The 14,701-nt window shown below is 36.2% G+C and carries 7 protein-coding genes, 10 tRNA genes and 3 rRNA genes; all 20 read left to right on the top strand.

All coding sequences use genetic code 11. The annotated features are described in order from the left end of the window. The first annotated feature begins 9 nt into the window (after positions 1-9). The 20 genes from argS to BIV18_RS02790 all read left to right on the top strand — a co-directional run bounded on the left by argS (position 10) and on the right by BIV18_RS02790 (position 14,669). The gene (gene argS / locus BIV18_RS02885; RefSeq protein WP_075659207.1) at positions 10-1,719 is read left to right on the top strand and encodes an arginine--tRNA ligase; all 1,710 of its coding nucleotides are present in this window, start codon (positions 10-12) and stop codon (positions 1,717-1,719) included. A gap of 4 nt (positions 1,720-1,723) precedes the next feature. Next, complete coding sequence (locus BIV18_RS02880) at positions 1,724-2,497, top strand: hypothetical protein (RefSeq protein ID WP_075659206.1); 774 nt, start codon at positions 1,724-1,726, stop codon at positions 2,495-2,497. Further along, on the top strand, positions 2,497-3,615 hold the full coding sequence (locus BIV18_RS02875) for a tetratricopeptide repeat protein (protein WP_075659205.1): 1,119 nt from the start codon (positions 2,497-2,499) through the stop codon (positions 3,613-3,615). Before BIV18_RS02880 ends, BIV18_RS02875 begins: the two co-directional genes overlap by 1 nt. Before the next feature lie 261 nt (positions 3,616-3,876). After that, positions 3,877-5,401: ribosomal RNA gene (locus tag BIV18_RS02870) — 16S ribosomal RNA — on the top strand. A gap of 39 nt (positions 5,402-5,440) precedes the next feature. Further along, positions 5,441-5,516: transfer RNA gene (locus tag BIV18_RS02865), tRNA-Ala, on the top strand. A gap of 118 nt (positions 5,517-5,634) precedes the next feature. Further along, a 23S ribosomal RNA gene (locus BIV18_RS02860) occupies positions 5,635-8,486 on the top strand. A 27-nt stretch (positions 8,487-8,513) separates the two neighbouring features. After that, positions 8,514-8,630: ribosomal RNA gene (gene rrf / locus BIV18_RS02855) — 5S ribosomal RNA — on the top strand. Together the 16S, 23S and 5S rRNA genes with 10 tRNA genes alongside form the textbook arrangement of a ribosomal RNA operon. A gap of 20 nt (positions 8,631-8,650) precedes the next feature. Continuing rightward, positions 8,651-8,725, top strand: a tRNA-Asn gene (locus tag BIV18_RS02850). A gap of 13 nt (positions 8,726-8,738) precedes the next feature. Next, positions 8,739-8,827: transfer RNA gene (locus BIV18_RS02845), tRNA-Leu, on the top strand. Between the two features lie 31 nt (positions 8,828-8,858). Beyond that, positions 8,859-8,935, top strand: a tRNA-Met gene (locus BIV18_RS02840). A 10-nt stretch (positions 8,936-8,945) separates the two neighbouring features. Next, positions 8,946-9,020, top strand: a tRNA-Glu gene (locus tag BIV18_RS02835). Positions 9,021-9,023: 3 nt separating this feature from the next. After that, positions 9,024-9,099, top strand: a tRNA-Val gene (locus BIV18_RS02830). Positions 9,100-9,103: 4 nt separating this feature from the next. Beyond that, positions 9,104-9,180: transfer RNA gene (locus tag BIV18_RS02825), tRNA-Asp, on the top strand. Positions 9,181-9,213: 33 nt separating this feature from the next. Beyond that, a tRNA-Thr gene (locus BIV18_RS02820) sits at positions 9,214-9,289 on the top strand. Between the two features lie 22 nt (positions 9,290-9,311). Continuing rightward, positions 9,312-9,397, top strand: a tRNA-Tyr gene (locus tag BIV18_RS02815). 19 nt (positions 9,398-9,416) lie between these two features. Beyond that, positions 9,417-9,491, top strand: a tRNA-Gly gene (locus tag BIV18_RS02810). A gap of 366 nt (positions 9,492-9,857) precedes the next feature. Next, the gene (locus BIV18_RS02805; RefSeq protein ID WP_075659204.1) at positions 9,858-10,400 is read left to right on the top strand and encodes a MarR family winged helix-turn-helix transcriptional regulator; all 543 of its coding nucleotides are present in this window, start codon (positions 9,858-9,860) and stop codon (positions 10,398-10,400) included. 194 nt (positions 10,401-10,594) lie between these two features. Further along, the gene (locus tag BIV18_RS02800) at positions 10,595-11,755 is read left to right on the top strand and encodes an ISL3 family transposase (protein WP_083635506.1); all 1,161 of its coding nucleotides are present in this window, start codon (positions 10,595-10,597) and stop codon (positions 11,753-11,755) included. 298 nt (positions 11,756-12,053) lie between these two features. Then, positions 12,054-13,256 carry an amidohydrolase gene (locus tag BIV18_RS02795; protein WP_075659203.1) on the top strand — a complete coding sequence of 401 codons (1,203 nt, stop codon included), beginning with the start codon at positions 12,054-12,056 and terminating at the stop codon, positions 13,254-13,256. An 18-nt stretch (positions 13,257-13,274) separates the two neighbouring features. Continuing rightward, positions 13,275-14,669: an AbgT family transporter gene (locus tag BIV18_RS02790; RefSeq protein WP_075659202.1), complete on the top strand. Its 1,395-nt coding sequence runs from the start codon at positions 13,275-13,277 to the stop codon at positions 14,667-14,669. Positions 14,670-14,701: the final 32 nt, after the last annotated feature.

Here is a 14,701-nt window from a genome sequence, read left to right as displayed (position 1 = left end):
GGAGTTGCGATGATAAATTTTAGAGAAGAAATAATAAAAATACTTGATGAAAAAATCGAAAGTTTAGAGCCAAAGGAAATCGACAAAATGATAGAAGTGCCACCAAATTATGAACTTGGCGACTTTGCTTTCCCAGTTTTTAGTTTGGCAAAAATTTACAGAAAAAACCCTGCTTTGATTGCAGAAGAACTTGCAGGAGAAATTAATTCAAAGTATTTTGAAAAGGTTGAAAACAAAAATGCTTACTTAAACTTTTACATCAACAAAAGCATTTTAACTGAAGAAATTTTAAAAGAAAGTGTTGAAAAAAGAGAAGATTTTGGCAAAGAAAATTACGGAGAAAATAAAAACGTAGTTGTGGAATATTCTTCTACAAATATTGCCAAGCCTTTTCACATCGGACATATTAGATCTACTGTAATAGGCGATTCGCTAAAGAGAATTTACAAATTTTTAGGCTTTAATACTATTGCCATAAATCACTTAGGCGATTATGGAACTCAATTTGGAATGTTAATCTATGCATATAAAACATGGGGGAGCAAGGAAGCAATTGAAAAGGATCCAATTAACGAACTCTTAAAATTATATGTAAAAGTAAATGCAGTTTGTGAAGAAGACCAAGAAGTCAAAGACGAATGTAGATATTGGTTTAAAGAACTTGAGAATGGAAATGAAGAAGCTGTAGAAATCTGGAAATGGTTTAAAGAGGTTTCCCTCAAAGAATTTAATAGGGTTTATGATATGCTCGACATTCAGTTTGATTCTTACAATGGAGAATCCTTCTATTCAGACAAAATGCCTGCATTAATAGAAGAATTGCGCGAAAGAAATGTGCTTGAAGAATCAGAAGGTGCTGAAGTTATTAACTTAGATGAATATAATCTTCCGCCAGCAATAGTTGTAAAAAGTGATGGAACGACAATTTATTTTACAAGAGATTTAGCAGCGGCAAAATATAGACACGAAAATTACAAACCTTACAAAAATATCTATGTAGTTGGAAGTCAACAAAGTCTTCACTTTAAACAGCTTAAAGCTGCACTAAAAAAAGCAGGTTTCGATTGGTATGACGAGATAATTCACGTTCCTTTTGGAATGGTTTCACTTGAGGACGGAACACTCTCCACGAGAAGAGGAAAGGTAGTTTATCTTGAAGATGTTTTAAACAAAGCTACGGATAAAGTTCGTGAAATTTTAAATGATAGAGAAAAAGAACAAAATCAAAAGATAGAAAATAAAGAAGAACTTGCACAAACAGTTGGAATAGGTGCAATTAAATTTCAAGAATTATTCAATGGAAGAATTAAGGATTACACATTTAATTGGGATAAAACCTTATCCTTTGAAGGCGAAACTGGTCCCTATGTACAATATGTTCACGCTAGGATTTGTTCATTATTAAAGAAGGGCAACTTCGACATAAATAATGAAATAGACGCAACTCTTCTAACAGAAGAAAGCGAAATAAATATAATTAGAAGTCTTTACAATTTCACTAATATAGTAGAAGATGCTTGTGAAAAATGCGAGCCATATTTTATAACAAGATACACAGTTGAACTTGCAAAGAACTTCAACAAATTTTATAATCAAACACAAATTCTAGTCGATGATGAAAAATTAAAGGACACAAGACTTTTACTTTGTTACACAGTTAAAAATGTAATAGCAACAGGACTATATCTTCTTGGAATAAAAGCACCAGAAAAGATGTGATTAAATGAATTTTTTTGAAGATTTAAAATTAGTTTACACAAAGGCAATTAAAGACACCTTTGTAAAAATAAAAGCTTCGCCAATAATTTTAATACTTCCATTTATCTATGGAATTATTTATGCAATAGGATTATTTTTAATTGGGAATTTACTTGCACAAACTATAGGTGGACTAGTGGGCTTTGTAATTCCACTATTGACATCCTTAATTTTATCGAGTTACTTTTCAATATTGAGTGATTTAATTTATTATAACAGAATAAGTTTTAGGAATTTTAAAAACACCTTTATGGCATACTTTGCATCAATTTACTCAATATATTTTATATTGATGATAATATCCTTTTTACTTCCAGCTTTTGGAAGAAATCAAGGCATTTATTTAATAGTATCTGCTGCGATAACTATTGCGTTAAATCCAATAGCAGAGTCCATCTATATAAGTGGAGATTATTACACAAGCGCCTACATTAATTCCTTTGAATTTATTAAAGAAAATTTAATTCTTTGGACACTTCCATATTTAATATATTTAGTAATTCTTAACATGTTTGGATTTGATTTTTTCTTAATGATTACATCAAATAGTATAGTAGATATTCCTCTTGGAGAAAATCTTATAAATGGACTTAATTATTTAAATCCTTTGGATCCTTACAATTTAAAAATTCTACTTGCAAGCATAATAACAGCAGTTTATGCAGTATTTAGAGGTAATTTATATAGAATTTTAAAGGGCTCAACTAGGAGAAAAAGAGCTTACATGGGAGAACTTTAATGGAAAATCTTTTTAGAAAAGAAATAAAGGAAAAATTAAAAAATATAGTTTTTATAGAACTAAAAAAAGAATACCAACTGGGAGAATTAAAACTTCCCGTTGGTTTCTCTTTACCCATAAAACTAGATTATATTATAGAAGGAATAAAGGGTAAAGAATTAGAAGAAAAGATAAATTTAGAAAAAATTGTAGAAGCGATGATTTATCTCTTTGGAATAGATCCTGAATTTAAGTATAATAAAAAATATAAAGAAATACTAAAAAAATTAAATATAAATCTAAAAAATTATGCAATGCACAAAGCATTTATAAATCAAGAAAAAAGCCCTTTGGATTCTTACATCTTTTTAAGAGGATGTGAAGAATTAATTGGCAAAGATGTAGACATAATTTTTAAAAAAGCAAATATTTTAGAATCACTTTATAATAAAAACAAAGAAGAACCTGAAAAAAGTGAAAAACTAATAAATATAATTATAAAAAAGTATAATGAAGTTTTAAATTTAGATGAAAAGTACAGCCTTGCCTATTATAGGCTTGCATATATCAATCTAGCATTACAAAAATATATAAAGGCAAATATGTACTTTGAAAAATTTATAAATTTATCAGATAACGAAGAATTAAAAGACGAAGTCAGAAAAGAAATAGAAATAATAAGAGACTATGTAAATTTTGACTCAGCAAAAACCTACTTGTCCTATGGCGAATACAACAAAGCACTAAACTTATTAAAAGACATTTCTCAAAATTTTAATAAAGATGAAAGCTTTTATTATGTATTTGCAATAACATTTTATAACTTAGGTGACCTAGAAAGAGCAGAAGAGTATGCAAGACTATCAGTTGATAAAAAAGTATTAGAAGAAAATATAAACTTACTATCAACACTTTATGCAACGGAAAATAAATTTGATGAAGCAATAGAAATTTTAAAAATGGGACTTTTAGAAAAAGAAAACAGTTATCCACTAAATTATAATTTGGGAATAATATATTTGAACAAAAAAGAAAGTGGAAAAGGAATAGAATATTTAGAAAAAGCCAACAAATTAAATCCTAACAAAGAATTAGAAAAATTCATAAAAAACTTAAAAGAAAGTATTGACACTAAATAAAAACCATTGTATACTATACAAGTTGTCTTATGAGGCAGCCTTCTTAAAAACCAAGTAAAATAATTAAAAAAATTGTAAAATTTGCTTGACAAAGATTTTTTAAGAAGTTATAATAAATAAGCTACTTCAAAAGAGTAGCAAGAAACATGATAATTAAATAGTGTGAAGATAAAAGATTCATAAAGAATCAAGATTCGTAAAAGAATCACAAAGCAAACCAGAAATTCGTTTAGTTGAAAAAACAAATGAGTCATACAAATTTTAATTGAGAGTTTGATCCTGGCTCAGGACGAACGCTGGCGGCGCGCTTAACACATGCAAGTCGAGCGATGAAATTTTAGCAACTTCCTTCGGGAAGAAGCAAAAATGGATTAGCGGCGGACGGGTGAGTAACACGTGAGTAACCTACCTTAGACATTGGGATAGCCTCGGGAAACTGGGATTAATACCAAATAAAATCATAGAAGCACATGCAACAATGATCAAAACTCCGGTGGTCTAAGATGGACTCGCGTCCCATTAGCTAGTTGGTAAGGTAAAGGCTTACCAAGGCGACGATGGGTAGCCGGCCTGAGAGGGTGAACGGCCACATTGGAACTGAGAAACGGTCCAAACTCCTACGGGAGGCAGCAGTGGGGAATATTGCACAATGGAGGGAACTCTGATGCAGCGACGCCGCGTGAACGAAGAAGGCTTTCGAGTCGTAAAGTTCTTTTATATGGGAAGATAATGACGGTACCATAAGAAAAAGCCCCGGCTAACTACGTGCCAGCAGCCGCGGTAATACGTAGGGGGCTAGCGTTGTCCGGAATCACTGGGCGTAAAGGGTTCGCAGGCGGAAATGCAAGTCAGGTGTAAAAGGCAGTAGCTTAACTACTGTAAGCATTTGAAACTGCATATCTTGAGAAGAGTAGAGGTAAGTGGAATTTTTAGTGTAGCGGTGAAATGCGTAGATATTAAAAAGAATACCGGTGGCGAAGGCGACTTACTGGGCTCATTCTGACGCTGAGGAACGAAAGCGTGGGTAGCAAACAGGATTAGATACCCTGGTAGTCCACGCTGTAAACGATGAGTGCTAGGTGTCGGCAGAAGTCGGTGCCGCAGTTAACACAATAAGCACTCCGCCTGGGGAGTACGTGCGCAAGCATGAAACTCAAAGGAATTGACGGGGACCCGCACAAGCAGCGGAGCATGTGGTTTAATTCGAAGCAACGCGAAGAACCTTACCAGGGCTTGACATACTGAGGACAAGTATAGAGATATACCGTCTTCTTCGGAAGCCTCAATACAGGTGGTGCATGGTTGTCGTCAGCTCGTGTCGTGAGATGTTGGGTTAAGTCCCGCAACGAGCGCAACCCTTATCTTTAGTTGCCAGCATTTAGGATGGGGACTCTAAAGAGACTGCCGATGACAAATCGGAGGAAGGTGGGGATGACGTCAAATCATCATGCCCTATATGTCCTGGGCTACACACGTGCTACAATGGGAGGTACAAAGGGAAGCGAAATAGAGATATTAAGCAAACCTCAAAAAGCCTCTCTCAGTTCGGATTGTACTCTGCAACTCGAGTACATGAAGATGGAGTTGCTAGTAATCGCAGATCAGAATGCTGCGGTGAATGCGTTCCCGGGTCTTGTACACACCGCCCGTCACACCATGGGAGCTTGTAATACCCGAAGCCTGTGAGCAAACCGCAAGGGAGCAGCAGTCGAAGGTAGGATAAGTGACTGGGGTGAAGTCGTAACAAGGTAGCCGTATCGGAAGGTGCGGCTGGATCACCTCCTTTCTAAGGAAAGAAAATCTTCACACTATTTTAATTATATATGGGGGTATAGCTCAGTTGGGAGAGCGCCTGCCTTGCAAGCAGGAGGTCAGGAGTTCGAATCTCCTTATCTCCACCAGACTAACAAAAAAGTTAGTTAAAACTTCTCGCAAAGAGAAGAGAAGCATAACAACTTAAAACTAATCAAAATTTCAAAAAAAACAATGAACTGGAAAAACAGAAATGTTTAAAACAAAGGTCAAGTTAAGAAGAGCACTAGGAGAATGCCTAGGCACCAAGAGGCGAAGAAGGACGTGACAAGCTGCGAAAAGCTACGGGTAGGAGCAAATATCCGAAGAACCGTAGATATCCGAATGGGGAAACCCACCTCGTAAGAGGTATCCCATACCCAATAAATAAGTATAGGAAGCGAACCAGGTGAACTGAAACATCTAAGTAACCTGAGGAAAAGAAAGAAAACTCGATTCCCAAAGTAGCGGCGAGCGAACAGGGAAGAGCCCAAAGTGCAGAAAGAAAAAATAGCCAGTCGAATCATCTGGGAAGAAGAACCAAAGAGGGTAAAAGTCCCGTAGACGAAAGCGAAGATATCTAGCACAAAAGAGTACCACAGAACACGAGGAATTCCGTGGGAATATGGGGGGACCACCCCCTAAGGCTAAATACTACTTGGTGACCGATAGCGAACAAGTACCGTGAGGGAAAGGTGAAAAGAACCCCGAGAGGGGAGTGAAAAAGAATCTGAAACCTAGTGTTTACAAGCAGCGAAAGTAGACAAGAACTACGATCGCGTACTTTTTGTAGAACGGGCCAGCGAGTTACGATTATTAGCAAGGTTAAACATTACAGATGTGGAGCCGAAGCGAAAGCGAGTCTAAAGAGGGCAAAAGTTAGTAGTCGTAGACCCGAAACCGTGTGATCTATCCATGGGCAGAGTGAAGTTGAAGTAAAATTCAATGGAGGCTCGAACCGGGTAGCGTTTAAAAGCTATCGGATGACCTGTGGATAGGGGTGAAAAGCCAAACGAACACGGAGATAGCTGGTTCTCCTCGAAATAGCTTTAGGGCTAGCCTCTAGATAAGTGAAAAGGGGGTAGAGCACTGAATGGTCAAGGGGCATGCATATGTTACCAAGACCTATCAAACTCCGAATACCATATCACAAACTAGGGAGTCAGACTATGTGGGATGAGCTTCATAGTCGAAAGGGAAAGAGCCCAGACCATCAGCTAAGGTCCCAAAATAATAGTTAAGTGGGAAAGGATGTGGAGTTACTGAGACAACTAGGATGTTGGCTTAGAAGCAGCCACTCATTTAAAGAGTGCGTAATAGCTCACTAGTCAAGTGACTCTGCGCCGAAGATAACCGGGGCTAAACTATATACCGAAGCTATGGAACGTCAAACGTTGGTAGAGGAGCAATGTATGAAGGAAGAAGCAAAAGGCGAAAGCCATTGTGGACAACATACAAGAGAGAATGCTGGCATGAGTAGCGAGAGGTGAGTGAGAATCTCACCCGTCGAAAACCTAAGGATTCCTGAGCAAGGCTCGTCCACTCAGGGTAAGTCGGGACCTAAGGCGAGGCTGAAAAGCGTAGTCGATGGACAACAGGTGGAAAATCCTGTACCGATACAATCGTTAAAAAGGAAGTGGGGACGCAGGAGGATAATAAGAGCGCCCAGTTGGTGAGGCGTGCAAGCGCAAAGTCTGAAAAGTAGGCAAAACCGCTTTTCGAAAAAGATGAAGCGTGATGCGGATCGAAAACAAGTAGAGAAGCTTAAGACTCCACACTGCCAAGAAAAGCCACTACAAGAGAAGTATCGCCCGTACCGCAAACCGACACAGGTAGGTGAGGAGAGAATCCTAAGACGAGCGGAAAAACCTTTGTTAAGGAACTCGGCAAAATGACCCCGTAACTTCGGGAGAAGGGGAACCCCTGTAAAAGGGGGTCGCAGTGAAAAGGCCCAAGCGACTGTTTACCAAAAACACAAGTTTCTGCTAAGTTGAAAAACGAAGTATAGGAGCTGACACCTGCCCGGTGCTGGAAGGTTAAGGGAAAGAGTAAGCGCAAGCGAAGCTTAGAACTGAAGCCCCAGTAAACGGCGGCCGTAACTATAACGGTCCTAAGGTAGCGAAATTCCTTGTCGGGTAAGTTCCGACCCGCACGAAAGGTGTAACGATTTGGGCACTGTCTCAACAAAGGATCCGGTGAAATTGTAGTAGCGGTAAAGATGCCGCTTACCCACGACAGGACGGAAAGACCCCGTGGAGCTTTACTGTAGGCTGAGATTGAATTTTGGGATTAAATGTACAGAATAGGTGGGAGGCAAAGAATAAGGTACGCCAGTATCTTAGGAGCCGCCGTTGGGATACCACTCTTTTAATGCTAGAATTCTAACCTAACCCCATGAATCTGGGGAAGGGACACTCTCAGTTGGACAGTTTGACTGGGGCGGTCGCCTCCGAAAGAGTAACGGAGGCGTTCAAAGGTTCCCTCAGCACGGATGGAAATCGTGCGAAGAGTATAAAGGCAGAAGGGAGCTTAACTGCGAGACCAACAAGTCGAGCAGATGCGAAAGCAGGACTTAGTGATCCGGTGGTACCGAGTGGAAGGGCCATCGCTCAACGGATAAAAGCTACCCCGGGGATAACAGGCTTATCTCCCCCAAGAGTCCACATCGACGGGGAGGTTTGGCACCTCGATGTCGGCTCGTCTCATCCTGGGGCTGAAGTAGGTCCCAAGGGTTGGGCTGTTCGCCCATTAAAGAGGCACGCGAGCTGGGTTCAGAACGTCGCGAGACAGTTCGGTCCCTATCCGTCGTGGGCGTAGGAAATTTGAGAGGAGCTGTCCTTAGTACGAGAGGACCGGGATGGACAAACCGCTGGTGAACCAGTTGTACTGCCAAGTGCATAGCTGGGAAGCTAAGTTTGGAAGGGATAAGAGCTGAAGGCATCTAAGCACGAAGCCCCCCTCGAGATGAGATTTCCCTCGAAAGATAAGACCCCTTGAAGAAAACGAGGTAGATAGGCTCAAGGTGTAAGTGTAGCAATACATTAAGCTAGCGAGTACTAATAGGTCGAAGACTTGACCAAAAAGGAAAGGCGATTAGTTTTAAGGAATCTGGTGAGAATAGGACAATGGACACACCTGTAACCATGCCGAACACAGAAGTTAAGCATTAGTCCGCTGATGGTACTTGGTTGGCAACGACCTGGGAGAGTAAGTTATCGCCAGAAAGGGACAAAAGTCCCAATAGTCTTAGGTAGCTCAATGGTGGAGCAACCGGCTGTTAACCGGTAGGCTGTGGGTTCGAGTCCCACCCTGAGAGCCAGTAAAAAAGATAAGCCGGGGTGGCGGAACTGGCAGACGCACAGGACTTAAAATCCTGCGGTGGTAAAACACCGTATCGGTTCGATTCCGATTCTCGGCACCAAAAAGAAGAATAGTAGCCGGGTAAAAAATGACGCGGGATGGAGCAGTCTGGTAGCTCGTCGGGCTCATAACCCGAAGGCCGGAGGTTCAAATCCTTCTCCCGCTACCAAATTAAATAAGGCCCTGTGGTCAAGCGGTTAAGACACCACCCTTTCACGGTGGTATCCCGAGTTCGATTCTCGGCAGGGTCACCAGATGGACGCATAGCTCAGTTGGGAGAGCATCTGCCTTACAAGCAGGGGGTCATAGGTTCGAGCCCTATTGTGTCCACCAAAATGGCCTGGTAGTTCAGTTGGTTAGAATGCCAGCCTGTCACGCTGGAGGTCGTCGGTTCGAGCCCGATCCAGGTCGCCAATATAGTATAAATATATTATGTAAGCAAGAGATGCTGGTGTAGCTCAATTGGTAGAGCAACTGACTTGTAATCAGTAGGTTAGGGGTTCAAGTCCTCCCACCAGCTCCAAAAGACTTGTAGGGGATTTCATGGAGGAGTTCCCGAGTTGGCCAAAGGGGACGGACTGTAAATCCGTTAGCTTAGCTTTCAGTGGTTCAAATCCACTCTCCTCCACCAATAAAACTAAAAATCCTATGCGGATGTGGCTCAGTGGTAGAGCATCGCCTTGCCAAGGCGAGGGTCGCGAGTTCGAATCTCGTCATCCGCTCCATTTTTTATATTATCCTTAGCTCAGTTGGACATAACATCTAGCTACGAGTTTATAATGGTGTAATTATTTATGATATGAGATTATATAATTAAATATAAATTTTTAGTAGACCATTTGAACTACTGTAAAACGCATAAGTTTTACAAGAATTTAAGTGGTCTTTTTAGTGCATAAAAATAATTGGAATTTGAAGAAGGCGTAGTTTGTTGCACAATATTTTGATTAGTGCTAATGTTTGCAGGATCATTATTTATCTCATAAGTTTTGTAACGCCCAGATATTTTAATACTATAAATAGTTTAATGTATTAATAGTTAAATCTTGCCTTAAAAATTTCACTATGATATATTATTTTTGGAGGTTAATATGAGTAAGGATATTTATTATAACGAGATTTTAGATACATGGGTTGATGAAAATGAAGATTGTATAACCACTAATAGAAGGTATAAGGAATTATCGAAAGTAATGGATCCAATGTATGATTTTGTACTTGCCTATTCTAATTATTATAATACTAGAAGAGACTATGGTTTTGGACCAAAGTTAACGATGATTGAAGTTCATATTTTGACAGAAATTTCTGATAAACCAGGTATAACTGTAACAGAATTAGCTTTTAAGTGGAATAGAACAACTTCAGCTATATCTCAAACAGTTAGGAAACTCATGAAACAAGAACTTGTATATAGAGAAAATTCTAAAATAAATGGAAAAATATTTCATTTATATGTCACAGAAATAGGAAAAAAACTTGTTTTTAGTCATAAAAAATACGATAATATCGATATTGTAAAAACTAAGAAAAAATTAATGGAGAGTTTTTCAATTGAAGAGCTAGATGCATTTGATAGAATTTGTAAAGTTTATACTGAAATTTTAAAAAATAAAATAATTGAAGAGGAATAAGATAAAGAGCGTTTGTGTAAATATTCGCTCTTTTTTATTTACTATATTTTAAGGCTCTATAATATCTGTTGGGGAGTAAATCTCTAACAGATATTTTTATGTAAAAAAAATTGCACTTATACGCATTTAGTCCTAAACTTAAAATAACAACAAACTTTGTTAGGAGGTGCATATAAGTGCAAAATAATAATAACATGAATTTGTTGGGTTTTAAAGATGTAATTTTTGATAGTTTTTGTGAGGATAAGGAATTTGTTCACATTTATGCTTCTGTTACAAAGATGGATACTTGTCCTCACTGTGGTTCTACAAAGATTTGGGTTCATGATCATAGGATTCAAAAGATTAAGGATACTCATATTCATGGTAAGAAATGTCTTATTCATTTAAAGAAGACTAGGTATGATTGTAAGTCTTGTGGTTGTCGTTTTGAAAGAGAACTTGATTTTATTGCTAAGGGTCACACTATGACTTATAGGCTTGTTTTTGCTATTGTTGCTGAATTTAATGAACTTCATTCTAGCTCTTCTATTGCTAGTAGGTATAATGTTTCTTCTAATACTGTTTTGAGAATTTTACATTGTTTATATGTTTCAAGAGCAAAACTTTCAAGTGTATTGTGTATAGATGAGTTTAAAGGTGATAGTGGAAATATTAAGTATCAAACTTCTCTTCTTAATGGTGATAAGCACTCTGTCATTGATATTTTGCCTACTAGGGATAAGAACTTTTTGTTTAAATACTTTAAAAAAGTTCCTAACAAGGAGAGACAAGAAGTTAAGTTTTTTGTAAGTGATATGTCCAATACCTTTAAGTCTGTTAAGAATAGGTTCTTTAAAACTTCTATCCATATTGTTGATAGGTATCACTTCATAAGACAAGTTTCATGGGCTTTAGAGAATGTTAGAAAGAGGATTCAAAAAGATATTTCTTCTAAGCTTAGAAAGTATTTTAAGAGAAGTAGGAGTCTACTTACAAAACCTGCTTCTAATTTAACAACTGAACAAGCTAAAGAAGTTTCTTTAATGCTTGATTTAAACAACGATTTGAAGTTAGCATATAGGTTAAAGGAACTGTTTTACCAATATGTTCTAAGTCAACCCAATAGAGTTAGAGCATCTAAATCTTTAAGGGAATGGATAAGAAGAGCTGAAGAATCTGATTTAAAAGAATTTAAATCTTGTATCACTGCTTTTAATAACTGGTTTGATGAGATATGTAATTCTTTTGATTATCCTTGGTCTAATGGTCCACTTGAAGGTACTCATACTAAGATAAAGACTTTAAAAAGAAATTGTTTTGGTATGAAAAATTTCAATTTGTTTAGAAAGAGAATCATGTTTGCTTGTAAGTAATGATATGAAAACGGGAAAATTTTGCAAAACCCCTAGGGGTTTTGTTTGCTATACCTATTTTTAGTAATTTTTTAGTTATTTTAGTTTTGATATTCTAATAGCGCCTAAGTATTGATTTTTTAATGGAAAGAGAGACTCGAATTAACGAGTCTCCCCAATATTTGACATAGAGCCTATTTTAATTACTTAATTGTAATTTTTTATAAAAATATACTTGAATTAGTAAATTAATTAATATATAATACCTTATATAGTTAAGCAGCTTAACAATTAAAACAATTTTAAATTAGGAGGGTATATGCTAAGTAGAGATATTATTTTAAATGAAATAGACAGTATGAAAGATTATATATTTAAAACTAGAAGATATCTTCATGAAAATCCTGAACTTTCAGGAGAAGAGTTTGAAACTTCAAAATTTTTAAAAGAAGAAATAAAAAAATTAGGACTTGAAATTATAGAAGTAGAAAAAACTGGATTTTATGCAACTTTAGATACAAAAAAACCAGGAAAGACAATAGGTATTAGAGCAGACATAGACGCTCTTCCAATTAAAGAAAATGAAAGGAATTTAGCTAATAAAAAATTAGCAATCTCAAAAAATGATGGGGTAATGCATGCCTGTGGACATGATGGTCATATGACTATTTTACTTACTTGTGCGAAATTTTTTGTGAAACATAAATCTGAACTTAAGGGAAAGATAATTTTTATATTTGAAGAAGGAGAGGAACAAGGAACAGGAATAAATGCAATGATAGATGCATTAAAAAACATTGACATTGATGGTATTTATGGTACACATCTTACATCTTTTATGAATGTTGGAGAAATTTCTGTAGATCCGGGACCAGTAATGGCTGGAGCTGGCAGAGTATGGTTTGATGTAATAGGAAAAGGTGGACATGGTTCAAGACCTGATTTATCAATAAATCCTATATTTGCTGCTTCTAATATTCTAAATGGACTTACTAGTGCATGGTCAAATCAGATTGATGTTACTAAAACTGTAACATTAGGTATTGGATCAATAAATGGAGGTTCTAATTTAGCACCTAATGTAATTCCAGATAGTGTAGAAGTAACAGGAACTTTTAGATTTTTTGATATGGAAGAAGGTATTAAAGCACTAGAAATCATAAAAAAAGTTGCGGAATTAACAGCTAGAGCTCATAAATGTAAAGTAGTGTTTAGCGAAAAAAACTCCATTACTGTTGGGCCTGTTGTAAATGATGAAAAATTATCGTTAATTGCCAAAGAGGCTATCAATAACTTATATTCAAAAGCATTAGTAGAAAATAAAACTTGGTTTGCTTCAGAGTCATTTTCTAAATATGGTCAAATAGCACCAAGTTTATTTGCTTTTGTCGGAACAAAAAATGATAAACTTGGTTCAGGGGCGGAACATCATAATGAATATTTTGATATAGATGAAGAATCTATGATATATGGATGTTGTGCAACAATTGGATTTGTAAATAAATTTTTAATAGAGAATTAATTTTAATGGAGAATTAATATGGATAAAAAAAAGAAAAGAAGTTTTAAAATGCCTCATCTTCTTTATATAATGCTTGGTTTGTTAGTGATGATGTCTTTACTTACATATGTTATACCAGCAGGAAATTTTGGAAGAGATGCTAGTGGTAAAGTTGACGCAAACGTATTTAATTATCTATCAAGTCAAACTCCAGTTAGCTTAGTTGATTTGTTTTTTATGTTACTTGGAGGACTTGTAGCAGCTGGGACTACTGTTTGGGTAGTTATGGTTAGTGCAGCAAATATGAATGTAGTTATGGATACAGGCGCTATAGATGAAGTTTTGGAATATGCGACAATAAAATTAAAAAAATCTAGTACAAAAGTATTAGTACCTATATTATATTTTTTAATATTATATATTGCAGCATTTGCAAGTACAGATGCACTGATTGCTGTTGTGCCAATAGGTGTTTTATTCGCTAAAAGGTTAAAAATAGATCCTCTATCAGCATTAGGAGTTTCATTTTTCCCATCAATGATTGGATTTGGATTAGGCCCTACTTTAAGAGTTATTATTCCCCAAACGATGTTAAATCTTCCACCTCTTTCTGGTTTTGGAGTGAGGATGTTATTGTTAAACATATTTGGAATAGTTGGACTTTTATATACATTTAGGTATATTAAAAGAGTTCAAAAAGATTCAAATAATTCATTAATGAATAATGAAGATTGGAAAAATGAGTTAATTGTAGATGATGTAGATAAAAGTAATATGGATATGCCAAAAAGATCTGTAATAGTTTTAATTTTAATGATCCTTCAATATGTAATATTAGTAGCATACTTTTTAATATTTAAAGAAAAACCAATGGAATTTATTGTAGGATTCTTTTTAATAGGAGCTATTTTTATAGGTTTAGTTGGAGGTATGGATGCAGAAGAAGTTGCAAATTCCTTTGTAAGAGGGCTTGCAAATATGGCGTTTGTTGTATTTATTATAGGTCTTGCTACAACAATGCAAACGGTTATGGTACAGGGAAATATATTGGATACTATAATATATTCTATAACAAGACCTCTTATGAATTTAAACAGGTCAATATCGGCTATTGGAATAACGGCAGTTATAACATTGATAAATCCATTTGTGCCGAGTGTAACAGCTAAGGCAGCAGCTTTAATACCAATAATAGAGCCTCTTACAAATGCACTGGGTATACACCCTCAAATTGCATGTCAAGCTTTTTTAATGGGAGATAGTTTTACAAATATGATATCGCCAGCACTAGGATGGACTATGGGTGCTTTAACTATAGCGAAAGTACCATATGATAGATGGATAAAATGGGTTATTAAACCTATGCTATTATTTGTTTTTATGTCATTTATAGTAATATTTATATTAAATACAATTGGATGGACAGGAATATAGAAGGTAAAATATATGTAAAATTAATAATCAAA

It is taken from the genome of Peptoniphilus grossensis (genome assembly GCF_001940285.1).
GTDB lineage: Bacteria > Bacillota > Clostridia > Tissierellales > Peptoniphilaceae > Peptoniphilus_A > Peptoniphilus_A faecalis.
The sequence above is the reverse complement of the archived record's forward strand: the minus strand, read 5'-3'. Positions and strand labels throughout refer to the sequence as shown.

Bases quoted from the DNA above. Each gene is read 5' to 3' on its own strand.
- argS (WP_075659207.1), top strand. From the start codon at position 10: ATGATAAATTTTAGAGAAGAAATAATAAAAATACTTGATGAAAAAATC.
- BIV18_RS02880 (WP_075659206.1), top strand. From the start codon at position 1,724: ATGAATTTTTTTGAAGATTTAAAATTAGTTTACACAAAGGCAATTAAA.
- BIV18_RS02875 (WP_075659205.1), top strand. From the start codon at position 2,497: ATGGAAAATCTTTTTAGAAAAGAAATAAAGGAAAAATTAAAAAATATA.
- BIV18_RS02805 (WP_075659204.1), top strand. From the start codon at position 9,858: ATGAGTAAGGATATTTATTATAACGAGATTTTAGATACATGGGTTGAT.
- BIV18_RS02800 (WP_083635506.1), top strand. From the start codon at position 10,595: ATGAATTTGTTGGGTTTTAAAGATGTAATTTTTGATAGTTTTTGTGAG.
- BIV18_RS02795 (WP_075659203.1), top strand. From the start codon at position 12,054: ATGCTAAGTAGAGATATTATTTTAAATGAAATAGACAGTATGAAAGAT.
- BIV18_RS02790 (WP_075659202.1), top strand. From the start codon at position 13,275: ATGGATAAAAAAAAGAAAAGAAGTTTTAAAATGCCTCATCTTCTTTAT.